Genomic DNA, 24,045 nt, shown 5'->3' with positions numbered 1-24,045 from the left:
TTTGACTTTCCGTTAAAGGGACGGAGCGACACTGTTTGAGGCGCATGCCGAGTTTGGAGCGGAGTCCCTTTCGTCCTTAGGAAAGTCGGACTGCCTTAGAACTTCTGCATCGTGACATCTAGCAGCAAATAGGATACCAGCGCTTTCTCATGGACCGGGATGCCACAATGAAACAGTGTATTAAACAGCAATACTATCTAAGGTATCAAAAAATTCCGGATAAGAGACATCCACGCATTGACTATCCACAATCTCCGTCTCCCCATCAGCCGCAAGGCCTGCAATTGAAAACGCCATCGCAATACGATGATCCAGGAAACTCTGGATAGAAGCGCCGGATAAGTGGCCGGTTCCTTCAATGATCATTCCGTCCTCTGTCGGAGTGATATCTGCTCCCATAGCCTTTAATCCGGCTGTGACGGTATCAATACGGTTCGTTTCTTTTACCTTTAATTCGGCAGCATCTTTAATAACAGTTGTACCTTCCGCAAAAGCAGCCATAACAGCGATCATCGGGATCTCATCAATCAGAGTCGGGATGATATCACCTTCTACGGTAGTTCCCTTTAACTGGCTGAAGCGTACCAGAAGATCGGCACGGCCTTCCCCGCCTTCAAATGACTGATTTATAGTTTCGATGTCGGCACCCATAGCTTTGCAGACCTTTAAGAAACCGGCACGTGTGAAGTTGGTTCCGACATTTTTTACTAATAATTCCGAACCAGGAACTAAAAGTGCGGCTGCAATAAAGTAAGCAGCAGAAGAGATGTCTCCAGGAACACAGATCTGCTGGCCGTAGAGCTCTTCACAAGGTTCCACGTGTGCGGTTGCAGTTCCGTCTGCGTGCAGGTCGGTAGCGACATAGGCACCAAATCCCTGTAACATCAGTTCGGTGTGATTCCTTGATAAGGCCGGTTCCGTAACCGAAGTCGGAGCATCTGCATACAGTCCTGCGAGAAGCACTGCAGATTTTACCTGGGCAGAGGCAACCGGTGACTGGTAGTGGATTCCGTGAAGTGTACCAGGTTCAATACAAAGAGGGGCACATCCGTTGTCATTCAGACTTGTGATGTTTGCCCCCATACTGTTAAGCGGTGTCATGATACGCTTCATCGGCCTGGAATTCAGGGAAGCATCCCCTGATAATACGGTAGGGAAACTCTGACCGGAAAGAATACCGGAGATCAGCCTTGTAGTTGTTCCGCTGTTCCCTACATTTAAAGTTTCGTTTGGTGCACGAAGTCCACGGAGTCCTTTTCCGTGTACCAGGATGCTGGAAGGCTTCCGTTCAATCTCTACGCCCATCTTGCGGAAACAGCCGATCGTAGACAGACAGTCAGCGCCTTCCAGAAAATGTGTGATCTCAGTGGTTCCAAGTGCGATGGAACCTAACATAATAGAACGGTGGGAGATGGATTTATCTCCCGGTATCGTTACTTCTCCTTTTAATTCCTTCACTGGGGAAATTGTTCTAACGCTCATAGACAATGTACCTGAATTTCTGCAGTAATTCTACAGCTCTCTTCGTTGAGTCTTCATCGTAGAATTCAATACGCAGAACCCCTTCTTCAAATTCTCGGTTGTGTATAATTCCAATGTTTTTAATACTGATATTATTAGACGCAAGGATTGTTGCAATGGCAGCAATTCCACCGGCTTCATCGATGATATCACAGTATACGGCAAATGCTTTTTTAATCGGGCCTGCAGAAGATGCCGGCATAGAATTCCGGTAATTTCTGGACGAATCAAAACGGTTATAAAGATCCAGATCATCCTCACGCTCGATTGCTTCTTTAAAATCTTCCAGGGAATCAATGTACTGATCCAGTATGTCCACAATATTCTGCTTATTCTTAAGGCAGATGTTCTGCCACATGATCGGTGAAGATGAAGCAATACGTGTGATGTCTTTGAATCCTCCGGCAGCCAGATTCTTCATAAGCTCATCGTTGGTATCATGCTGCTTTACAAAATTCACCAGTGAAGAAGCGATGATATGTGGAAGATGACTGATTGTTCCGGTGATATAGTCATGAAGCTGGTAATCTAACACAATCGGAAGTGCTTTTAAGCTTTCGATAAAATGTTCATATGCATCCACTTTTTCCTGAGATACCTCGCTGGTAGGTGTCAGGATATAGTAAGCATTTTCAATCAGCATGGCTTTGGAATTACTATATCCACTTTTCTCGGAACCGGCCATCGGATGACCACCGATAAAATATTTTTCAATTCCAAGAGCTTTGACTTCTTCGTGTATATTGGTTTTTACGCTTCCTACATCGGTAAGAATGCAGTCATCGTTCAGATATTCTGTAATCTGTTTCAAATATGCTGTATTCGATGCGACAGGTGCGCATAAAAATATATAGTTACAATTATGGAAATTATTGTCAATTGTGGTTGCGGCGACATCAATCGTGGATTCCTGGGTTGCGAGAGCCAGGGATTCTTTGCTTTTGTCGAAGGCCACAATTTCGTAATCAGGATAGTACTGACGGATTGCCTTTGCAATAGAACCGCCGATAAGACCAAGCCCGATAAATCCGATTTTGTGTTTCATGATGTTTCCTCCTTGTATGATGTACGTTTGAAATCGGTAAAAATTATTTTATAACATTTTATAATGTATAGATTTCCAGTACCTATTGTAACGTGTGACAGGATGATTTGTCAATGCTATGATGCTTTAAAGTGAAAAAGCATACAAAAAGAAGCAGGCTCTGTAGGTGCCAGGTCCGTTGTATATGTAGTGTTACAGGAAGAAGGAATGGTATAAAATGTAAGTTTGGTGAAATATGACTACAAAATGTTCGGAAAATTCAGAAATAAGTGAAAAAGCACATCTATTTGAAAAATAACGGGAAAATAATCTGTGTAAAGTGTATAAAAGTGTTGTAAAAAACGAGAAAGTTTAGTACAATATCTACATGAGATTTTACCAAAATAAGGAGGCAGCTATATGAAAGTTTACAGAACGGACGAAATCAGGAACGTGGTTCTCTTAGGACACGGTGGAAGCGGAAAGACCAGTCTTGCAGAGGCCATGGCATATGTATCAGGCGCGACGAATCGAATGGGAAAGATTACCGATGGCAATACAATCAGTGATTTTGATAAAGAAGAACAGAAACGTGAATTTTCGATCAGTACAACCCTGATCCCTATTGAATGGGAGAAGGCAAAGATCAATATCCTGGACACACCTGGATATTTTGACTTTGTCGGAGAAGTAGAAGAGGCTGTAAGTGCCGCCGATGCAGCAGTCATCGTTGTATCCGGTAAGGCAGGTGTGGAAGTTGGTACAGAAAAAGCGTGGGAACTTTGTGACAAGTACAAACTTCCAAGAATGGTATATGTAACAGAGATGGACGTGGACGATGCAAGTTTCCGTCAGGTAGTACAGGATCTGACAGACCGTTACGGCAAAGTGATCGCACCACATTTCCAGCCGATCCGCGAGAATGAAAAATTAGTTGGGTATGTCAATGTTATAAAGAATGCAGGAAGACGTTATACAGGTATCGGACAGAGAGAAGAATGTGAAATCCCGGAATACTGTAAACCAAACCTTGAGATCTACCGTGATAAGCTGTTAGAGGCTGTGGCAGAGACAAGTGAAGCATTTATGGAAAGATATTTTGAAGGGGATGAGTTCTCAGTAGAAGAGATCCGTTCTGCAATGCGTACGGAAGTAATGGATGGGGATATCGTACCGGTTGCAATGGGATCCAATATCCAGGCACAGGGAGTTGCAAACCTGTTATCTGATATCGTAAGATTCTTCCCAAGCCCGGACAGCAGAAGCTGCGCAGGCATTAATAAGAAGACAAATGAGATCTTTGAAGCAGATTACGACTTTGCAAAGGCAAAATCCGCATATGTATTTAAGACAATGGTAGATCCGTTTATCGGAAAATATTCATTTGTAAAGGTATGCTCCGGTGTGTTAAAAGGAGATGATACCTTATATAATGGAGAATCGGATGCTGAGGCAAAACTTGGAAAGATCTATACCATGGTAGGTAACAAACCGACAGAAGTCAGTGAGTTATTTGCAGGAGATATCGGAGCAATCGCAAAACTTGCCAATACAAAGACCGGCGATACACTTTCTACCAAGAATACACCAGTTATGTATGGTAAGACAGACTACTCAAAACCATATACATATATGAAATATACCTGCAATAATAAAGGTGACGAAGATAAAGTGTCACAGGCTCTTCAGAAGATGATGGCAGAGGATGTAACATTAAAAGCTGTGAATGACAGTGAGAACCGTCAGACACTTCTCTATGGAATGGGAGACCAGCATCTGGAGATTACAGCAAGCAAGCTTGCAGCACGTTATAAATGTGAGATTAAGCTTGAAACTCCAAAGGTTGCATTCCGTGAGACGATTAAGAAAAAATCAGACGTAGATTCCAAATATAAGAAACAGTCCGGCGGACATGGACAGTACGGACATGTTAAGATGAGATTCGAGCCATCTGGAGACCTTGAGACACCATATGTATTCGAAGAAGAAGTAGTAGGCGGAGCTGTTCCAAAGAACTACTTCCCGGCAGTGGAAAAAGGTCTGCAGGATGCAGTTGTTAAAGGACCTCTTGCTGGTTATCCGGTAGTTGGTGTGAAGGCAGTATTATACGATGGATCTTACCATCCGGTAGATTCTTCCGAGATGGCATTCAAGACTGCAACTATTCAGGCATTTAAGAAAGGTTTCATGGAAGCTTCACCAGTACTCTTAGAGCCAATCGCATCCATGACAGTGACGGTTCCGGATGACTATACCGGAGATGTAATGGGAGATCTGAATAAACGCAGGGGCCGTGTCCTTGGTATGACACCGATCACAGGCGGAAAACAGGAAATCGTAGCAGATATCCCGATGACAGGACTCTTTGGATATTGTACAGTACTGCGTTCTATGACAGGTGGACGGGGAACCTACTCTTATGAGTTCGCACGTTACGAACAGGCACCTTCGGATGTACAGGAAGCAGAGATTGCAAAGCGTGCAAAAGAAGAATAATAGTTAAGAAAACGTTTAACATAGAAGAAAAGCCCGTAAGGGCTTTTTTTCTTGATACAAAGGTGCTATAATCTCTTGTGTTAAAATTCAAGGTATCCGAATCAAAAGAAATTCAAAGATACAATATATGTGAGGTCAGGGAATGAAAATTGTGATTATTGGGGACGGAAAAGTGGGACATAAGTTAACCACCCAGCTGTCCGAAGAAAATTATGATGTGGTTTTGATTGATCAAAATGAAGGAAAATTAAAGGAAGCCGTGAATGAACTGGATATCTTCTGTATCACAGGTAATGGTGCAGACGTAGAAGTTCAGAAACAGGCGGATGTTCCGCATGCGGATCTTGTAATAGCCTGTGCATCTACAGACGAGCTGAATATGTTAAGCTGTCTGCTGGCAAAGAGATTAGGCGCAAGACATACCATTGCAAGAGTGCGTAATCCGATTTACTACAGACAGATCGATCTTTTAAAAGAAGATCTGCATCTGAGTATGGCGGTTAATCCGGAACGTGCGGCGGCAAATGAAGTATCCAGAGTACTTCTTTTCCCGGAAACGAGTAAGGTCGAGACATTTATGAAAGGCCGTGTGGAACTGGTAGAATTCATTGTAAGAGAAGACAGTGCATTAGCAGGTCTGTCACTTGCAGAGGTTTACAGAAAGTTCCAGATTAAGATTCTGGTCTGTGCAGTTAAGAGAGGAAAAGAAATCCATATTCCGGATGGTAACTTTGTACTGGAAAAAGGAGACCGTATGCATATTGTTGCAACGCATCAGGATCTGAAAACTTTTTTCCGTTCACTTGGACACCGCAATGTAAAGGTGAAAAAAGTACTGATCTGCGGAGGCGGACATGTGTGTTTTTATCTTGCTATGCAGCTTTTACAGGTTGGAATGCAGGTGAAAATTATAGAACAGAATCTGAAAAGATGCGAAGAATTATGCGAGTTGCTTCCAAAGGCAACGATTATTCACGGAGATGCTGCCGATCATGATCTTCTTATGGAAGAAGGAATCAATGAAGCAGATGCGTTGATCGCACTGACCGGTATGGATGAAGAGAATATCATTATGGCATTATTTGCAAAACTTCAGGGAGTCAATAAGATTGTGGCAAAGGTGAATGAGGATTCACGAGCACAGATGGTAGAAGGACTCGGAATTGATTCGATCGTATCTGCCAAGAGTGCGACAGCAGATGCTATCATGAGTTATGTACGCGCAAGAAATGAATCCGCAAGCAATGTAAACGTAGAATCGATGTATCAGCTCCTGGGCGGCAAAGTAGAGGCACTGGAATTCATTATCAAATGTGAATGCAGTTTCACCAATGTACCGCTCCGTGATCTCCGGACCAAGAAGAATAATCTGATCGCGTGTATCGGACGAAAGCGGAAGATTATTATTCCAAATGGTGAAGATCATCTGGAAGTAGGGGACAGTGTTGTGGTAGTAACCATGGATCATATTGATAAATTTACCGATATACTGGAACGATAGTTGCAGTTCGCAGGTAGGAATATTCTGAACTGAGAATAAGGAGACTAAAAAAGAAGACTATGAATACGAAAATGATAAGATATATCCTGTGCCGGATGCTTGGGGTAGAGGCAGTATTGCTTTTGATCCCGGCGCTGGTATCAGCATTATATCGGGAAATCAGCGGAGTTGCTTTTTTGATTCCGTCAGCAATATTATTTCTGTTATTTTTCCTGGCAGGTATGAAAAAACCAGAACAGAGTCATATCTATGGAAAAGAAGGTATGGTAATCGTTGCACTTGCATGGATCTTGTGGTCGTTATTTGGCGCAATGCCATTTACTATTGCGGGTTATATACCAAATTACCTGGATGCATTTTTTGAAACCGTATCTGGATTTACCACTACGGGATCCAGTATTTTAAGAGATGTGGAAGCACTGCCGCAGGGATTGTTATTCTGGAGAAGTCTGACGCACTGGATCGGCGGAATGGGAGTGCTGGTATTTGTACTGGTACTGACATCTCTGGATAAGAAGAATTCCATGTATCTGATGCGTGCAGAGGTTCCGGGACCGGAAAAAGACAAACTGGTTCCAAAGGCGATGTCTACAGCACGTATCCTTTATGGTATGTATCTGATCATGACGGTTGTAGAGATGATCTTTCTGATGCTTGGTGGACTGAGTTTGTTTGACAGCATGATTTTTTCATTTGGATCAGCTGGAACCGGAGGGTTTTCCAATTATTCAGATAGTGTAGCACATTTTAATAGTGCATATATTGATGGTGTTGTCACTGTATTCTGTGCACTGTTTGGCGTGAACTTTTCGTTGTTTTATTTTATGTTGCTTGGAGACTTTAAGTCAGTGCGAAAGAATGTAGAGCTCCGGACCTATATCCTTATGATCGCAGGAGCGACTGCGCTGATCACGGCGAATATTCATTCGATGTTCCCGACGATTGGCAAGGCATTCCGTTATGCGGTATTCCAGGTTGTGACGATCATCACAACAACAGGATATGCGACGACAGACTTTGCAAAATGGCCGATGTTTTCAAGGGCGATCATTATGATGTTGACAGTTGTGGGAGCGTGTGCATCTTCTACCGGAGGCGGAATCAAGGTATCACGTCTGCTTGTTGGAATCAAATGTGTCAAGAGAGAAATTGTCCAGCTTGCACATCCAAAGTCCGTCGGTATCATACAGATCGGAGGCAAGAAGGTGAGTTCCGATGTCCTGCGTACGATTTATATTTACTTTATTGCGTACATCGGAATCCTGATCAGTTCGATCCTTCTGGTGTCACTGGATAATTTTGACTTTGAGACGACATTTAGTGCAGTGCTGACAACTCTTGGAAATGTGGGACCTGGAATGGCAAAAGTCGGACCAATGGGAAATTTTGCAGATTTCTCACCACTGTCCAAACTGGTTCTGTGCTTTGATATGCTGGCAGGACGTCTGGAGATATTCCCGTTCCTGGTATTATTTACAGCACCGGCATGGAGAAGAAAATTTTAAAGATACCTGTAGGGAGCAGGCAGTAACCCATTGATTTAAACGGGAATAGGAGAGAATATGAAAGGAAAAACAAAGGCAATAATCGCAGTGGCAGTTGTGATAATAGCAGCAATTTACTATTATGCAACCATTCCGGCGATCAATATCCACTCGTCGGAGACATGGTTCTTTATCATGATCTTCATTGTAATTCTGGCAGTTCTGTATCTTGGCAGAAAGAAGATGTCCAGAAGAGAAATAAAAAACAGTAAGGCAGTCAAGGTGTTCATCGGTGCAGTTGTACTGCTTGGTGTGATCTATCTGATCGGAACACTGTTGTCATCACCGGTTGTAAATGCAAAAAAATACCAGAAGCTTATGAGCGTAAAAGAAGGTGAATTTACCAAAGATGTAGATGAGCTTTCATTTGACAAGATACCGCTTCTTGACAGAGATACGGCAGAGCTTCTTGGCGACCGTAAGATGGGAAGCATGGTAGATATGGTATCCCAGTTCGAGGCGGACGATATCTACAGCCAGATTAACTATAAAGGCAATCCGGTACGTGTGACCCCGTTAAAATACGCAAGTCTGATCAAATGGTTCACAAACCAGAGTGAGGGAATCCCGGCGTATATCCGGATCAATATGGCGAACCAGTCAACAGAGCTTGTAAAGCTTGAAAAAGGCATGAAATACACGACAAGTGATCATTTTAACCGTAATATTTACCGTCATCTGCAGTTTGCACATCCGACATATATCTACGGGGAATTAAGCTTTGAGATCGATGAAAATGGAGATCCATACTGGATCGCGCCGGTAAAGAAGTTTAAGATAGGTCTTTTCGGAGGAGAGACAGTCGGAAAAGTTGTTATCTGTAACGCGGTTACGGGAGAAACCAAGACTTACGATGTGGGAAATGTACCGGAATGGGTAGACCGTGTCTATTCTGCGGATCTTCTGGTACAGTTGTTTGACTATTATGGAACCCTGAAGCACGGCTTCTTCAACAGCGTTCTGAGTCAGAAAGACTGTCTGGAGACGACAGATGGTTATAACTATCTTGCATTGAATGATGACGTATGGATGTATACGGGTGTGACATCAGTCAATGGAGACCAGTCTAATGTCGGATTCGTACTGGCCAACCAGCGGACCATGGAGACAAAATATTACAAAGTAGAAGGCGCAACAGAATCTTCGGCAATGTCATCTGCAGAAGGACAGGTCCAGAACCTGCAATATGAAGCAACCTTCCCGCTGCTTTTGAATATTTCGGATGAGCCGACGTATTTTGTGGCATTGAAGGACGATGCCGGTCTGGTTAAGAAGTATGCAATGGTTAATGTACAGAAGTACCAGATCGTTGCAATCGGAGACAGTGTCAGTCAGTGTCAGGAAAATTATAATGAACTGCTATTGAAAAATGGAGTGAAGGAAACAGCAAAAGATACCAGAAAAGAGCTGGAAGCAACCGGAAATATTACGAAGATTGCACAGGCAGTTCTGGATGGAAATTCTCACTATTACCTGATGTTAGACAACGCAGATGGCATCTTTGATGTATCGGTTGCAGATATTGTAGATGTAGTAAGATGCGAAGTGGGTCAGCAGATCACTGTGAAATATAAAGAAGACAAAGAAGTAAATACAGTAACATCATTAAAGGAAAAATCTTCAGAAGAAACAGAGAATACAGAGGAAAAAGATGGAGATTAGTATACTTCTCGCTGAGCAGATACTGGCCATGTTTTTAACGATGGCGGTTGGATTTGTCGTTGTCCGCATTGGACTTTTTAAGACGGAAGACAGCCGCATCATCTCTAACATGGTTGTATATATCTGCAATCCTTGTGTGGTGGTGCATGCTTTTCAGATTGAATTGACGGATGATAAGATCAGGGGACTGTTAATTGCAATCGGAATGTCTGTGATCGTACATATCGTACTGATCGCAGGAACAGCTGCATTGTCAAAAGTGTTTCACTTTAATAGTATTGAAAAGGCATCCATTATCTATACCAATGCGGGATATCTTGTAATCCCGCTTGTATCAGCTGTGCTGGGAGAAGAATGGGTATTCTATACAACGGCGTTCATTCTGGTACAGACGGTTCTTATGTGGACACACGGTGTGAAACTCATCGGTCAGGAAAAGGATATGAATATCCGCAAGATCATAACCAATCCAAATGTGATCGCAATGTTGACCGGTATCGTATTATTTGCGCTGGAAATCAGGCTGCCGTCTGTGATAGACAGCTGTGTCAGCGGATTTGGTGATATGATCAGTCCGGCCAGTATGATGGTTATCGGTATGGTCATCGGAGACGTGGATCTGAAATGGGTATTTGGCCAGAAGAGGCCATATCTGATTTGTCTGATCCGTCTGATTGTATTTCCGGTGATTGCAGCGGTTTCATTTGCCGGCCTGGAGAGAATGGGGATACATAAGGATGCGGAATATATTCTGATGATTGTCCTCATTGCAACAGCAGCGCCGGCGGCAGCGATGGTTACACAGCTTTCGCAGATCTATAAGAAAGATTCGAAGTATGCAAGTGTGATCAATGTGATGTCTGTGGTATTCTGTATTGTAACGATGCCGGTGATGGTATTGTTGTATGAGATGATGATTGGATAGCATGAAATACAGTTATAAGACAATATCAGTTGTCAATACTGTAAGGAACTATAAGATGAAATTGGGAAATAAAAAAGATATGGTTGAAAATTATTTTTGATTTTCAACCATATCTTTTTTTGCTAAAGTATGCAAGTTCGCTGCATTATAATCCTTCGCTGTATTTTTCTACTTTCTTTAATACCCGTTTTTTCTCACTTCCGGTCAGAGGAGCAGGACAGTAGTCGTTGTATACGCTGGATGAAGTGATGGAGCAAGGAATGATTTTTAATTTACTGCTCTTTGTTAATTTTCCATTTTTAATGGTAAATGTCTGCTGAACAATCATACTGTCGGTATCTTCCGGATTGGAATTTCCGCCAAAGCAGAAGTTTCCGAGACTGTAAGCGATATATTTGCCTTTGTATTTTTCGACGCCCTCGAGTACATGTGGATGGTGGCCGATTACAAGATCAGCACCTTCATCAATCGCAAGATGCGCCAGGGCTTTCTGGTTTTCGTCCGGGACATATACTTTTTCAGCACCCCAGTGGAAATTGATGATGATAATCTGGGCACCTGCTTTTTTCAGAGCCTTGATATTTTCCTTTACCTGGGTGGCACGGTCCTGATGATCTTCCAGTTCGTAGATACCGGTTACGCCGACTTTCACGCCTTTGATCTTAAAAATCTTAATACGGTTATATCCAAAGGTAGAGACGCCTGCATCTTCCAAAGCCTTGATGGTATCAGAGTAGCTTTTTACTCCGTAATCAGAACTGTGGTTATTCGCAAGGTTAGCGGCTTCTATAGAGCTTCCTGACAGAATAGATGCGTATTCGACAGGGCCTTTGAATGCATAAGTTTTCAGCTCGCGTGTAGTTTCTTCCGTCAATGTACCTTCCATGTTCACGATGGAAAGATCATCTTTTTCAAATATGGATTTTACATGTTTGAAAAAGTAATCTGCACCATACAGATCATAGTAAGCATTCAGACTGGAGGTGTAACTGAAATTTTCATCTGTACCGAGGGTACAGTCACCGGCAGAACTGATGGTAAGAGAAACACTGTCTGATTTCTTTTGATTTTTCCCCTTCTTTTTTAGCGTTACAGTATCAAGCTGTGCATTGTAAGAGCTGGAAGAAGTGGTTGTCTGCTTCTTTTTTGCCTTTTTTGATCCGGTAGTTTTGTCTGCGGAAGTAGTAACAGAAGACTTTGCAGCTTTATTGGAAAATTTGTTTGCTGCAGATCTTACTGCTGAACGGATAAGAAGAGCCAGGGCGATGATTGCCACTACCATAACGACGATCAATATCAGACGCTGGATCTTGCGCCTTCTTAAGCGTTGTTCTCGTTTCCTTTTCGTATCTTTGATTCCACTCATATAACTTTTTCCTTTGTTTTTATGGTAATAAAATGTAGTGAGTATCAAGGGTTTTGTTGTTACTCACGGCTGCTGTCTGTCGTAGAATGTCAGACGAACAACATCATTATAACACATATTTAAAGATATTGCATCCTGTGCTTCCAGAGTGTGCCTGAAAAACCGCTTTTGCAATCTATATGATTCACTTTGTGGAATATTTTACTTTTTTCGGTAAAAATAAAACAGCAGTCCATTCGTATGGACTGCTGGGAATTTCATAATTCATGACTATAGAAGTGAAGGATTAATTGAGATACTTGCATCCTTCTGTATTAACATCAGCAAGTTCTTCTTTGCTTGCGCTGATACTTACATAGAATTCAATGTCGCATTCTTTTGAAAGCTGTTTTAAACGTTCAATAAAAGCCGGGATATTATCCAGTGAAATATCGGCATGTTTTAAGATTCCATCAATAAATACACTCTCGATATCGTGGTTTGAACTGTACATGCCATATAAAAATCCGATATATTCATCAATATTTGTGATTGCCGGGAAATCATCCATACAAATTGTGCGGATATCAAAATTAACACTTGCTGTATCACGGTGTGTTTTTTTGATAAATACGACATTTCCATTACTCTTTTTTGCAGCTTCGTTGGCCTGCTCGATCATCTGTTGTGTTTTTCCTGTTCCTTTAGGACCTGCTAATAAATAAACCATGGTAAACACTCTCCTTTATGTATCATATTTACTGATCTACATCAGTAGTAATTGCTTAACTCTATTATACACTAAGAAACTGGTAAGAACAACTAAAAAAATGAATTTTCTGACAATTTTTTTAGCAAAATATACAATCATTATTGTACAATATGAAAAATTCAATTTGAAGAAATTTTTCTTGCAGGACAAAAAGCTGCCGTTTCCATGGAAGCCGTGAACGCTAACTTTGAGGGGGATTTTATGCACTTTCTTGGAGACAGGTCTTGACTTATTTTAACATTCTTCTTATAATAATGAAGAATATTGGAAAGACGCAGAAGAGGAGTATTAAGGGTCCAGCGTTATCAAGAGAACTGCCGGATGGTGCGAGGCAGCTGACAAAAGACTCCGAACTCGCCTCAGAGTTCTTTTGCTGAACAGATCAGGAGAGAGTGACAGTGCTATACAGAACAAGAGTCACTGTGAATCAAAGATTGCATAGGCAGAAGCGGGAACTTCCCGTTACAGAAGATCAATGAGTGCATCTGGCAGATCATGTCAGGTGAAAAAGAGTGGTACCACGGAATACAAGCCTTTTCGTCTCTTAGGTTAAAATGAGATGAGAGGCTTTTTTTATTTAGTTACCATATAAAAAACAGGAGGACGAAAAAATGTCAAAGATCCCTTATAATCATAAGGCAATTGAAAAAAAGTGGCGTGAAAAATGGGAAGAAAACCCGGTAAACGTCCAGTATGATGAAAATGGAAATAAGAAAGAAAAATATTACTGTCTGGATATGTTCCCATATCCATCAGGAAACGGACTTCACGTAGGTCACTGGAGAGGTTATGTGATCTCCGACGTATGGAGCCGTTATAAATTACAGCAGGGTTACTACATCATTCATCCAATGGGATGGGATGCATTCGGACTTCCGGCTGAGAACTACGCTATCAAGATGGGAGTTCATCCGGAGATTTCAACAGCTGCCAACATCAAGAATATCAAGCGTCAGATCAATGAGATTGCAGCTCTTTACGACTGGGACAGAGAAGTGAACACAACAGATCCGAATTTCTACAAATGGACACAGTGGATCTTCGTTAAGATGTTCAAAGAAGGTCTTGCTTATGAGAAAGAATTCCCAATCAACTGGTGCCCTTCTTGTAAGACAGGTCTTGCAAATGAAGAAGTAGTTGGTGGAAAATGTGAACGTTGCGGCGCTGAAGTTACAAAGAAGAATTTACGTCAGTGGATGTTAAAAATCACAAAATATGCAGACAGACTGTTAAATGATCTGGATAAACTGGACTGGCCAGAGAAGGTTAAAAAGATGCAGGCTGACTGGATCGGAAAATCTTACGGAGCAGAGGTTGATTTCCCTGTAGACGGAAGAGAGGAAAAGATCACTGTATATACAACAAGACCAGATACATTATACGGAGCAACATTCATGGTTCTGGCTCCGGAGCATGAACTGGCTAAGAGTCTTGCAAACGATGAGACAAGAGAAGCAGTAGAACAGTACATTTACGATGCTTCTATGAAGTCTAACGTAGACCGTATGCAGGATAAAGAAAAGACTGGTGTATTCACAGGAAGCTATGCGATCAACCCGATCAACGGAGCAAAAGTTCCGATCTGGCTGTCTGATTATGTACTTGCTGATTATGGTACAGGAGCAATCATGTGTGTACCTGCTCACGATGACCGTGACTTTGAATTTGCCACAAAGTTCAATATCCCGGTCATCCAGGTAATCGCAAAAGACGGTAAAGAGATCGAGAACATGACAGAGGCTTACACAGATGCTGTCGGAACTATGATCAATTCCGGAGAATGGAACGGACAGGAATCTTCTGTATTAAAGAAAGAAGCTCCGCATATGATCGAAGAGCGTGGAATCGGACGTGCGACAGTGAACTTCAAACTGCGTGACTGGGTATTCTCACGTCAGAGATACTGGGGAGAACCAATCCCGATCGTACATTGTCCAAAATGTGGAAATGTACCGGTACCGGAAGAGGAACTTCCACTGCGCCTGCCAGAAGTAGAATCTTATGAGCCTACAGGAACAGGTGAATCTCCACTTGCTGCAATCGATGAGTGGGTAAACTGTAAGTGCCCTCAGTGCGGAGCTGATGCAAAGAGAGAGACAAACACAATGCCACAGTGGGCAGGATCTTCATGGTACTTCCTGCGTTATGTAGATAACCACAATGATAAAGAACTCGTATCAAGAGAAAAAGCAGATGAGATGCTTCCGGTAGATATGTATATCGGAGGAGTAGAACATGCAGTACTTCATCTTCTGTACTCTCGTTTCTACACCAAGTTCTTATATGATATCGGAGTTGTAGATTTTGATGAGCCATTCCACAAACTGTTTAACCAGGGAATGATCACTGGTAAGAATGGTATCAAGATGAGTAAATCAAAAGGAAATGTCGTATCACCGGATGATCTGGTAAGAGACTATGGATGCGACTCCTTAAGAATGTACGAACTTTTCGTTGGACCACCGGAGTTAGATGCTGAGTGGGATGACAGAGGAATCGATGGTGTTAACCGTTTCCTGAAACGTGTATGGAACCTTGTTATGGACAGCAAAGATGCAGACATCACAGCAACAAAAGAGATGATCAAAGAGCGCCATAAGCTGGTATACGACGTAACAACACGTCTGGAAAGCTTCAGCCTGAATACTGTAATCTCAGCATTCATGGAGCACAATAACAAACTGATCGAGATCGCTAAGAAAGAAGGCGGAATCGACAAAGAGACATTATCTACCATGGCAGTTCTTCTGTCACCATTTGCACCACACGTTGCAGAGGAACTGTGGGAAGAACTGGGACATACAGAGAGCGTATTCAAAGCCGGATGGCCAAAATACGACGAGAATGCTATGAAAGATGACGAGATCAAAGTTCCGGTACAGATCAACGGAAAGACAAAAGCAGTTATCGAGATTTCAGCAGAGGCTTCCAAAGAAGAAGCACTTGCAGCAGGTAAAGAAGCAATTGCTGATAAGTTAACTGGAAATGTGATCAAAGAGATCTATGTTCCGAAGAAGATCATTAATATTGTAATGAAATAAAAAGATAAAATGTAATAATTACGGCAATTGTTGTAAAGTTTGCATTGGCTGAAAAAGTATGGTATTGTTTACGAAATTGAGTAAACAGTACTATACTTTTTTTATACCTAAGTATGCAGGAAAAATGTCAGTAACAGATTCTCTGTATACTAAAGTATGCCCAAATATGCAGGAGAAAGAAAGGTGGAAAAATAATGAAGATAAAAAGAATGAGTAAGCTGTGTTTTGCATTGCTTGGAAGTATGATCGGAACAACATTGCTGATATTACTGATAAATCAAATAGTGAAAATGTTACCATTATATATAGATGGTGCGCTTATGAGATTTGTATTGCTGGGCTGTAACAGCATCGGATATTTTGTGTTATTCTGGTTATTTTCACACATAGTAGATAAGAAACCAATACAGGAAATATCAATGGGAAAAGCATTTTCCATAGTTGAAGGAATAAAATATTTTGTATTCCTGATGGGATTCTCACCGGTTATTTCACTTTTGAGCAGAGGTTTGATGATTGTACTTGCGAGAGTAACCGGCCAAAAAGAGGCAAATGCCGGACTGGTAGAAGAACTGGTAAATGCAGCGCCACCGGTTTTAATTATTATATGTGTGGCTGTCATAGCGCCGCTTATGGAAGAATTATTATTCAGAAAAGTGTTATTGGAAAGGCTGCTTCCATACGGAAAAGCACCGGCGATTCTGATCAGCAGCATAATGTTCGGGGTGTTTCATGCCAATTTTGAACAGATGTTTTACACAATCTTACTTGCTGTTGTGTGTTCTAATATCGTGATCCAGACAGGAAAAGTAAGAAATGCGGTCTATATCCATATGGCATATAATATGTGGGGCAGTGTAGTTGCACCGCAGACGTTAAAAAGCATACCGGAAGTTATTGCGGTGATACAGATCGTATTTACAATTGCAGCCGTTATTATTTTTGTGAAATGTAGAAAGTCGATGTTTGTTTCCATGAAGGAGAAGGAAGAAACATTTGAATGGAAACGGGAACTATGCAGTGTAGGGAGCGTGGCATATCTTCTGTTTTTCATCGGAATGGGAATAGAGGCACTTATGAAATAAGCAGTGTTGAGCCCAGAATTCTTCAGATATGATATAATGGAATAAATATATAGACATCGAAAGGAAAACGAAAATGAATATTACAGTATATCTTGGCGCAAATGAAGGAAACGATCCGGCATTAAAAGAGTCTGTGCGGGCACTTGGAAAATGGATAGGAGAAAGCGGGAATGCTCTCGTATACGGAGGTTCAAAATCCGGATTAATGGGGGAACTGGCGGAAAGTGTATTACAGGCAGGTGGAAAAGTAACAGGCGTGGAGCCGCAGTTCTTTGTGGATGCAGGTTTTGTGTATGATGAGATTACAGAACTGATCATTACGAAAGATATGGAAGAACGGAAGGCGAAGATGATAGAACTCGGAGATGCTTTCATTGCGTTCCCGGGAGGCACCGGAACACTGGAAGAGATTACCGAGGTAATGTCAAAGGTGTCTTTAAAGCATCTTGAGGCGCCGTGCATTCTTTATAACCTGAATGGATATTATGACAGCCTGAAGCAGCTCCTCATGCATATGATAGATATGGATCTGTCTTCTGAGGAGAAACAGGAAGGAATACATTTTGCGGATACTCTATGTGAAATACAGGGGATTCTACAGAAAATTCTATAAGTTTGAAACATAAAAGATATAAAAAAATATGTAGATATTATGGAATAATAAAATGAGCGTTATATATGTAAGAAGAAAGATGTAATGGAGAGGGATGAATTATTATCCAATTCGTACATATAATAGCGCTCATTTTATATGCCAAAGTATGGTGGAAAATCTGTCAGTGTCGGGTTCTTTGTCAGCTTCTATATATGCAGTGATGATGTAAACAGCCGGGACTTTTCTAAACGTGCATAGAATTCATCATAAAAGTTCCCATCAGGCTGATACGGCGTCAGGTAGAACTGTGTCAGGACGTGCATACTGATAGTTTTTGCTGTGTTATCAGAATCTGTCTGCGTCTGATCCGATGCCAGCTTCATGACATAATCCTGAAGGTCTTTCAGGAAGAAATGCCAGTCAGAGATGTAGGTTTCATAGGTTTTCAGGTTTGGTGTATCGAGCCATTTTTTTATCTTTACTTTGGTACGGTCGGTCTTGGGACATTCATGGATTTGTAAAAAGTACTTGAAAGCATGATCCTCATAAAAGCGTCCAAGTGGGAACATACGACAGATTCCCGGTCGGAAAGCATGGATGGAGCAGCGTCCATCAGAGTCCAGGAACGAACAGGCTTCTTCGGTTCCGGTCATTTTCAGGTTTGGAAGGATGATACCGTCTACTACATGAAGCTCCAAAGGACCGGCAAGAAGCCGGTTCACCGGTTGCTGTAGTCCCTGGGAGAGACGACAGACATCGAGCGGATCAAGGACAATAGAACTTCCCATACCATGGCAGCAGGCGGAGCATCCATCGCATCCTTTACAGTCTGTCTTTGCCATATCGTTACTTGTGTATAATCTACCGTCGGATATTTCATCCAGATTGATATCTCTAAGCATATAAATACCTCTTATTATAATATGAATATAGTTGTTATTGTTCACTGGTAGGAATTTTCTGAACTGAAAATTCGTTACATGGATAGTCTTGTTAGACAAGTTGATTATAGTGTAAAATAGAAAAAGATGCAATGTATGATATGATATAAAGGTCAAAAGGTCATGCGTTTCATGCTTGCATGAAATGCGAAGCAATCCGTATATCAAGATATTTGGAAAAATAAATAACAGAAAGGCTTAAGATATATGAAATTTTTTCATCTTTCAGATCTGCATATAGGAAAGCAGCTACATCATTATAACTTAAAAAAAGATCAGCAGGTGATCTTAAAGCAGGTGGTGGATTATGCCAAAGAAATCCATCCGGATGCAATCGTAATTGCAGGGGACGTCTATGATAAATCTGTGCCGTCTGCAGAGGCGGTTACGATTTTTGACCAGTTTCTGACAGAGCTTTCAGAGCTGACACCCGCGATACCGGTTCTGATCATCAGTGGGAATCATGATTCGTCGGAACGATTGGAATATGCAGCCAATATTTTGAAAAAACACCATATTTACGTGGCAGGAAGTGTGCCGGAGACACCAGAGGAACACGTACAGAAGGTTATACTTGAAGATAGTTATGGGGAAGTAGACTTTTATCTGCTGCCATTTATGAAGCCGGGATATGTGCGGAAAGTATTTGAAGACGAAATGCCGGAGACCTATTCAGATGCAGTAAAAAGAATTCTGGAAAGAGAACAGATTGATTATAAGAATAGAAGAAATGTCCTGGTTTCCCATCAGTTTTATACCGGAAAAGGGGAAGAACGGCCGGAAACCTGTGATTCGGAAGTGTTTTCTGTTGGAGGCATTGATAATGTAGACATTGATGCAGTAAAAGCATTTGACTATGTGGCACTGGGGCATCTGCACGGGGCACAGTCCGTGGGGAAACGTACCATCCGGTATCCGGGAACACTTTTAAAATACTCCGTCAGCGAATGCAATCAGGAGAAGACGCTTACCGTGGTAACAATAGAAAAAAAAGGGGAAGAAGCAGGAATCGAATGCCTTCCGTTACGCCCGCTTAGAGATGTCCGGAAGAAAAAAGGGCGTCTGGAAGAGTTGTTACAGGATGTAAAAGAAGAGGAAAAAGATGATTATGTCAGTATCACACTGACAGACGAGGTGGATCCGTATAAGCCAAAAGAACAATTAGAACGGGTATTTTCACATATTCTGGAGATCCGTGTAGATAATCAGAGAACCAGGAGCAGACTCAGTGAGATGGATGAAGAATTGGTGATGAAGGATCCGTTTTCCGCTTTTGCAGATTTTTATAAGGAAATGCAAGGGAAAGTGATGGATCCGGAAGAAGAAATGATCATGACAGAGATATTTGAAGCGGCAAAGGGGGAATAAGGATGAGACCAGTAAAATTAGTAATGTCTGCATTTGGCTCCTATGCCGGAGAAGTGTGTATTGATTTTTCGCAAATTCCGGGGGGACTGTTTCTGATCACCGGAGATACCGGAGCGGGAAAGACGACGATATTCGATGCAATCACATATGCATTATATGACAGGACCAGCGGCGGGAATCGTGACGGCAATATGATGCGCAGCCAGTATGCAAAAGCGGAGACAGATACCTATGTAGAATATACATTTTCCTATCAGGAAAAGGAATATACCATCCGGAGAAATCCAGAGTATATGCGTCTTGGAAAAAGAAGATATGCGGATGGATCACCTCGATACGTAAAAGAATCTCCAAAAGTGGAGCTGATTCTTCCGGATGGAAGCGTATTCAAGGGGAAAAAACGAGAGACAGATCAGAAGATTACAGAGATCATGGGACTGGATGCAGATCAGTTTACGCAGATCGCAATGATCGCACAGGGCGATTTCTTAAAACTTCTGCTTGCAGAATCAAAAGAGCGGAAAAAAATATTTTCCAGAATATTTCAGACGAAATTTTATTACCGGATTCAGGAAGAACTGAAAAAAAGAGCCACCGCACTGTATGTGAAATTGGAAAATAACCTGCACGAGACAAAGATAGAGATGGAACGTGTAGAAAGTGTGGAAAATGGAACCGTTACTAAAATGGATACAGATCAGCTGGAAACAGATGGCAGAACGGAAGATAACGAAGATAGAAGTCGGGATACGGAAAAAACAGATATAAATAATCTCTGGAAAGAAATCGTGAAGCAGGAAATACCAAATGGCGGACATGTACTGGAAATCCTGCAGATGCTCATCGAACAGGGACGCAAGACAGAAAAAGAAAAAAAGAAAGAAGTAGCAGAGGCGCAGAAACAGCTCGATATGAGAAATCAGCAGTTCCGGGAGGCGGAAAGACTGAATCAGTTATTCCTTTCTTTTGGGAAGATCGAAGAGGAGCTTGAAAAGAAGCGGAAAGATGTGGCGGAAAAAACGGACAGGCTAAAAGCCGCTGAGATAGAAAAACAGGAAACCGAAGAGCAGTTACGGGAAAAAATCGTAAGAATACAGGATGCGTTGCCGCTGTACCAGGAACTGGACAGCAGAAAAGACAGTCTGGAGCAGATAGAAAATGATTTGAAAAAAGATGAAAAACAGCTGGAGGAGATAAAAAAGCGCATAGAATCCTGCAAAAACAAACGTGAGGAAAACGAAAAGTTTCTTGAGAAATATAAAAATGTGAACATTTGCATAGAAGAATGCAAAAATAACAGACAGAAATTACTGGAAAAATTGCAGCAGTATGAAGAAATAAAGACGCAGCGTATCAAAACGGAAAAATTAAAAGAAGAATGCATGGCAGCGAAAAAGGAATCGGATGAAAAGCAGCAGAGATACAGGGAAGCCTTATTAAGCTATGAGGAATTGTATCAGATGTTCTTAAATGAACAGGCAGGCATACTGGCTCTGGGACTTGAAAAAGGGATGCCGTGCCCAGTGTGTGGTTCGAAAGAACATCCAAGGATCTGTTCTTTGAGCAATCAGGCACCAAGCCAGGCAGAAGTGGAAGAAGCAAAAAGAAAACGTGAAGAAAACGAAAGAATCCGTGATGAGGCAGGAACAAAATTTCAGGAGATCTCATCCAGATATCAGGCGGCAGCAGAAGTATACAAAACACTGCTTGGAAAAGTGGAAGATATAGACCGGGAAAAGAGCGATAAAGAAGAATTAAAAGAACTGGAAAGAAAGATAAAGAAATTCTCAGAAATCGCGGATCTTGCGGAAAAGCTTGTGGAAGAACAGGAACGGATCGGTAGAATGCTTATGGAACTGGAAGAGAAAAAAGCGGCGCTGGAACAGGATATCACAAAGCAGAAGATTGCTTATGCAGGCCAGAAGGCGGAATATAACACCTGGAAAGAAAAGCTTCCATTTGAAACGAGTGTGCAGGCCAGAAAGACTCTGGAACAGATGAAGCAGACGGTAGAAAAGACCGTGAGAGTATATGAAACTGCGGCAGGTGAAGTGCGAAAGAGTCTGGATGTGCAAAAAGAGCTGGAAGGAAGAAAAACAACGCTGGGAGAACAGCTGTCCGGAAAAGAACAGGCAGATCTAGAAGCAATTGGAGAACAGAAGAAGGAAGCCATGAAGCAGCTGGAAATCTGTAATGGACAATATATGGATGCACATAACAGAAACGATAGGAACCTGGAGTGCAGGGAAGCGTTGAAGCGGTTATTTGCAAAAGACCGGGATCTGCAAAAACAGTATGAAATCATCAGTAATCTAAATAAAACGGCAAATGGAAACCTAAGCGGCAGTGTAAAACTGGATTTCGAGACGTATATCCAGAGACAATATTTTAAACAGATCATCCGTGCGGCAAATAAAAGACTGATCAGAATGACAGGCGGTGAGTTTATCCTGCAGTGCAAAGACGTAGAAAAGCTTGGAAGTCAGGGCCAGGCAGGGCTTGATCTGGATGTCTATCACATGGCAACAGATACGGTGCGGGATGTAAAGACATTATCCGGAGGAGAATCATTTATGGCATCACTTGCGATGGCACTTGGACTTTCGGATATCGTACAACATACAGCCGGGGCAATCCACCTGGATACCATGTTTGTTGATGAAGGGTTCGGTTCGCTGGATGATACGGCAAGAGATCAGGCAATCCGTGTTCTGACAGATTTGGCGGATCAGAACCGTCTGGTGGGCATCATTTCTCATGTAAATGAGCTGAAAGAGCAGATAGACCGAAAACTTTTGGTGACAAAGACCGAAAATGGCAGTATAGTAAGATGGTCAGATGAAAGGGGAATATAAAAAATGAAATATGATTATTTAATAGTTGGAGCAGGATTATTCGGTGCAGTATTCGCGCATGAGGCAAAAAAAGCGGGAAAGAATGTGCTGGTTATCGATAAGAGAGCACATATCGGCGGTAACATCTATACAAAAGAAGTAGAAGGAATCCAGGTGCATGAATACGGTGCACACATTTTCCACACTTCAGATAAAAAAGTGTGGGATTACGTGCAGCAGTTTGCGGAGTTTAACCGTTATACGAACAGTCCGGTGGCCAGATATAAGGACGAACTTTATAATCTGCCGTTCAACATGAATACATTCAGCAAGATGTGGGGAATTTCGACACCACAGGAAGCAAAAGAAAAGATCGCTGAGCAGATCAAAGAAGCAGGGATAACCGAACCAAAGAATCTGGAAGAGCAGGCAATATCGTTAGTAGGAAGAGATATTTATGAAAAACTGGTAAAAGGATATACGGAAAAGCAGTGGGGCAAACGGGCAACAGAGCTTCCAAGCTTTATCATCCGCAGACTGCCGGTGCGTTTTGTCTATGATAATAATTATTTTAATGATAAATATCAGGGAATCCCGATCGGCGGTTATACAAAAATGGTGGAAAAGATGCTGGCCGGAGTAGAGGTACGCCTGAATACAGATTATTTTACCAATAAAGAAAAGCTGGATGCGGAAGCAGAAAATGTCGTATTTACCGGAATGATCGACGAGTATTATAACTATTGTTATGGAGAGCTTGAATATAGAAGCTTAAGATTCGAGACAGAAGTGCTGGATGAAGAGAATCATCAGGGAAATGCGGTTGTCAACTATACAGAGTATGAAGTGCCGTATACCAGAATCATCGAGCACAAGCATTTGGAATATGGCTGTCAGGGGGGATATGGCAACACCATGACAGAGAGTAATCCGAAGACCGTGATCACCAGGGAATATCCGGCACAGTGGAAAAAGGGTGATGAGCCGTATTATCCGATGAATGACGAGAAAAATAATGCATTATATCAGAAATACCAGGAACTGGCCAAAAAAGAAGAGCATGTGATCTTTGGCGGACGCCTGGGTATGTATAAATATTATGACATGCATCAGGTGATCGCAGAAGCATTAAAGTGCGTGGAAGAAAGTCTGGCGTAAAAGTTAGGCTAAAGGAAGTATAACGGTGAAGAAAATGATGGTATGTATCTTGGTCGAATGAGTTTTTTAGATACACTCTGGAGAATGTCTGAAAAATCAGGATTCATATGACAGAAAAAAACTTCCGTATAAATGTACCGGGTACATTTATACGGAAGTTTTTTGTATTGCCATGCATTCGTAAGGAGCTGCCATTTTATAGGAAACCGGCAATGATAAATTCAACTGTATAC

16 protein-coding genes and 1 other annotated feature are annotated in these 24,045 nt (G+C 41.9%); of the genes, 11 read left to right on the top strand and 5 right to left on the bottom strand.

The genetic code is table 11. The annotated features are described in order from the left end of the window. Positions 1 to 180: 180 nt before the first annotated feature. Positions 181 to 1,482: a 3-phosphoshikimate 1-carboxyvinyltransferase gene (gene aroA / locus ACWJAF_RS06995; protein WP_448863020.1), complete on the bottom strand. Its 1,302-nt coding sequence runs from the start codon at positions 1,480 to 1,482 to the stop codon at positions 181 to 183. After that, positions 1,472 to 2,566 carry a prephenate dehydrogenase gene (locus ACWJAF_RS06990; protein ID WP_448863019.1) on the bottom strand — a complete coding sequence of 365 codons (1,095 nt, stop codon included), beginning with the start codon at positions 2,564 to 2,566 and terminating at the stop codon, positions 1,472 to 1,474. The genes aroA and ACWJAF_RS06990 overlap by 11 nt, the downstream gene beginning before the upstream one ends. 399 nt (positions 2,567 to 2,965) lie before the next feature. On the opposite strand from ACWJAF_RS06990, the gene ACWJAF_RS06985 reads away from it, so the two are divergent. The 5 genes from ACWJAF_RS06985 (at position 2,966) to ACWJAF_RS06965 (ending at position 10,673) form a co-directional block, all read left to right on the top strand. Then, positions 2,966 to 5,041: an elongation factor G gene (locus ACWJAF_RS06985; RefSeq protein WP_296033117.1), complete on the top strand. Its 2,076-nt coding sequence runs from the start codon at positions 2,966 to 2,968 to the stop codon at positions 5,039 to 5,041. A 142-nt stretch (positions 5,042 to 5,183) separates the two neighbouring features. After that, on the top strand, positions 5,184 to 6,542 hold the full coding sequence (gene trkA / locus ACWJAF_RS06980; RefSeq protein ID WP_296033116.1) for a Trk system potassium transporter TrkA: 1,359 nt from the start codon (positions 5,184 to 5,186) through the stop codon (positions 6,540 to 6,542). A 59-nt stretch (positions 6,543 to 6,601) separates the two neighbouring features. Continuing rightward, positions 6,602 to 8,047, top strand: coding sequence for a TrkH family potassium uptake protein (locus ACWJAF_RS06975; RefSeq protein ID WP_448863018.1), 1,446 nt, complete (start codon positions 6,602 to 6,604; stop codon positions 8,045 to 8,047). Between the two features lie 57 nt (positions 8,048 to 8,104). Continuing rightward, a complete protein-coding gene (locus ACWJAF_RS06970) occupies positions 8,105 to 9,748 on the top strand; it encodes a CvpA family protein (RefSeq protein WP_296033114.1) in 1,644 nt (547 codons plus the stop codon). Further along, positions 9,738 to 10,673, top strand: a complete 936-nt coding sequence (locus ACWJAF_RS06965; RefSeq protein WP_448863017.1) for an AEC family transporter — start codon at positions 9,738 to 9,740, stop codon at positions 10,671 to 10,673. The genes ACWJAF_RS06970 and ACWJAF_RS06965 overlap by 11 nt, the downstream gene beginning before the upstream one ends. A gap of 145 nt (positions 10,674 to 10,818) precedes the next feature. On the opposite strand, the gene ACWJAF_RS06960 is transcribed toward ACWJAF_RS06965, so the two are convergent. Together ACWJAF_RS06960 and ACWJAF_RS06955 are read right to left on the bottom strand one after the other, a co-directional pair. Next, the gene (locus ACWJAF_RS06960) at positions 10,819 to 12,039 is read right to left on the bottom strand and encodes a CapA family protein (protein ID WP_448863016.1); all 1,221 of its coding nucleotides are present in this window, start codon (positions 12,037 to 12,039) and stop codon (positions 10,819 to 10,821) included. Positions 12,040 to 12,325: 286 nt separating this feature from the next. Next, the gene (locus ACWJAF_RS06955) at positions 12,326 to 12,748 is read right to left on the bottom strand and encodes a hypothetical protein (RefSeq protein ID WP_448863015.1); all 423 of its coding nucleotides are present in this window, start codon (positions 12,746 to 12,748) and stop codon (positions 12,326 to 12,328) included. 308 nt (positions 12,749 to 13,056) lie between these two features. Beyond that, positions 13,057 to 13,338: a binding site (T-box leader), on the top strand. A 63-nt stretch (positions 13,339 to 13,401) separates the two neighbouring features. Between ACWJAF_RS06955 and leuS the strand changes: the two genes are divergently transcribed. From leuS to ACWJAF_RS06940, 3 genes are all read left to right on the top strand, one after another. Further along, positions 13,402 to 15,831 (top strand): leucine--tRNA ligase, encoded by a 2,430-nt coding sequence (gene leuS / locus ACWJAF_RS06950; protein WP_296092079.1) that lies wholly within the window; start codon positions 13,402 to 13,404, stop codon positions 15,829 to 15,831. A 194-nt stretch (positions 15,832 to 16,025) separates the two neighbouring features. Then, positions 16,026 to 16,916 carry a CPBP family intramembrane glutamic endopeptidase gene (locus ACWJAF_RS06945; RefSeq protein ID WP_448863014.1) on the top strand — a complete coding sequence of 297 codons (891 nt, stop codon included), beginning with the start codon at positions 16,026 to 16,028 and terminating at the stop codon, positions 16,914 to 16,916. A 73-nt stretch (positions 16,917 to 16,989) separates the two neighbouring features. After that, positions 16,990 to 17,529, top strand: coding sequence for an LOG family protein (locus ACWJAF_RS06940; protein ID WP_448863013.1), 540 nt, complete (start codon positions 16,990 to 16,992; stop codon positions 17,527 to 17,529). Positions 17,530 to 17,717: 188 nt separating this feature from the next. On the opposite strand, the gene ACWJAF_RS06935 is transcribed toward ACWJAF_RS06940, so the two are convergent. Next, positions 17,718 to 18,413 carry a YkgJ family cysteine cluster protein gene (locus tag ACWJAF_RS06935; protein WP_448863012.1) on the bottom strand — a complete coding sequence of 232 codons (696 nt, stop codon included), beginning with the start codon at positions 18,411 to 18,413 and terminating at the stop codon, positions 17,718 to 17,720. A gap of 246 nt (positions 18,414 to 18,659) precedes the next feature. Here ACWJAF_RS06935 and ACWJAF_RS06930 point away from each other — a divergent pair, with 246 nt between their 5' ends. Genes ACWJAF_RS06930 through glf form a run of 3 tightly spaced genes read left to right on the top strand, consistent with a single transcriptional unit; the run spans position 18,660 to position 23,812 of the window. Then, positions 18,660 to 19,820 carry an exonuclease SbcCD subunit D gene (locus ACWJAF_RS06930; protein ID WP_448863011.1) on the top strand — a complete coding sequence of 387 codons (1,161 nt, stop codon included), beginning with the start codon at positions 18,660 to 18,662 and terminating at the stop codon, positions 19,818 to 19,820. 2 nt (positions 19,821 to 19,822) lie between these two features. Beyond that, positions 19,823 to 22,675 carry an AAA family ATPase gene (locus ACWJAF_RS06925; protein ID WP_448863010.1) on the top strand — a complete coding sequence of 951 codons (2,853 nt, stop codon included), beginning with the start codon at positions 19,823 to 19,825 and terminating at the stop codon, positions 22,673 to 22,675. 3 nt (positions 22,676 to 22,678) lie between these two features. Continuing rightward, on the top strand, positions 22,679 to 23,812 hold the full coding sequence (glf, locus tag ACWJAF_RS06920; RefSeq protein ID WP_448863009.1) for a UDP-galactopyranose mutase: 1,134 nt from the start codon (positions 22,679 to 22,681) through the stop codon (positions 23,810 to 23,812). Positions 23,813 to 24,045 lie beyond the last annotated feature (233 nt).

This window comes from Dorea sp. (assembly GCF_977044405.1).
The sequence above is the reverse complement of the archived record's forward strand: the minus strand, read 5'-3'. Positions and strand labels throughout refer to the sequence as shown.

Coding starts and splice junctions, on each gene's coding strand:
- ACWJAF_RS06930 (WP_448863011.1), top strand. CDS start 18,660: ATGAAATTTTTTCATCTTTCAGATCTGCATATAGGAAAGCAGCTACAT.
- ACWJAF_RS06985 (WP_296033117.1), top strand. CDS start 2,966: ATGAAAGTTTACAGAACGGACGAAATCAGGAACGTGGTTCTCTTAGGA.
- ACWJAF_RS06960 (WP_448863016.1), bottom strand. CDS start 12,039: ATGAGTGGAATCAAAGATACGAAAAGGAAACGAGAACAACGCTTAAGA.
- leuS (WP_296092079.1), top strand. CDS start 13,402: ATGTCAAAGATCCCTTATAATCATAAGGCAATTGAAAAAAAGTGGCGT.
- ACWJAF_RS06935 (WP_448863012.1), bottom strand. CDS start 18,413: ATGCTTAGAGATATCAATCTGGATGAAATATCCGACGGTAGATTATAC.
- aroA (WP_448863020.1), bottom strand. CDS start 1,482: ATGAGCGTTAGAACAATTTCCCCAGTGAAGGAATTAAAAGGAGAAGTA.
- ACWJAF_RS06925 (WP_448863010.1), top strand. CDS start 19,823: ATGAGACCAGTAAAATTAGTAATGTCTGCATTTGGCTCCTATGCCGGA.
- trkA (WP_296033116.1), top strand. CDS start 5,184: ATGAAAATTGTGATTATTGGGGACGGAAAAGTGGGACATAAGTTAACC.
- ACWJAF_RS06970 (WP_296033114.1), top strand. CDS start 8,105: ATGAAAGGAAAAACAAAGGCAATAATCGCAGTGGCAGTTGTGATAATA.
- ACWJAF_RS06965 (WP_448863017.1), top strand. CDS start 9,738: ATGGAGATTAGTATACTTCTCGCTGAGCAGATACTGGCCATGTTTTTA.
- ACWJAF_RS06975 (WP_448863018.1), top strand. CDS start 6,602: ATGAATACGAAAATGATAAGATATATCCTGTGCCGGATGCTTGGGGTA.
- glf (WP_448863009.1), top strand. CDS start 22,679: ATGAAATATGATTATTTAATAGTTGGAGCAGGATTATTCGGTGCAGTA.
- ACWJAF_RS06945 (WP_448863014.1), top strand. CDS start 16,026: ATGAAGATAAAAAGAATGAGTAAGCTGTGTTTTGCATTGCTTGGAAGT.
- ACWJAF_RS06940 (WP_448863013.1), top strand. CDS start 16,990: ATGAATATTACAGTATATCTTGGCGCAAATGAAGGAAACGATCCGGCA.
- ACWJAF_RS06990 (WP_448863019.1), bottom strand. CDS start 2,566: ATGAAACACAAAATCGGATTTATCGGGCTTGGTCTTATCGGCGGTTCT.
- ACWJAF_RS06955 (WP_448863015.1), bottom strand. CDS start 12,748: ATGGTTTATTTATTAGCAGGTCCTAAAGGAACAGGAAAAACACAACAG.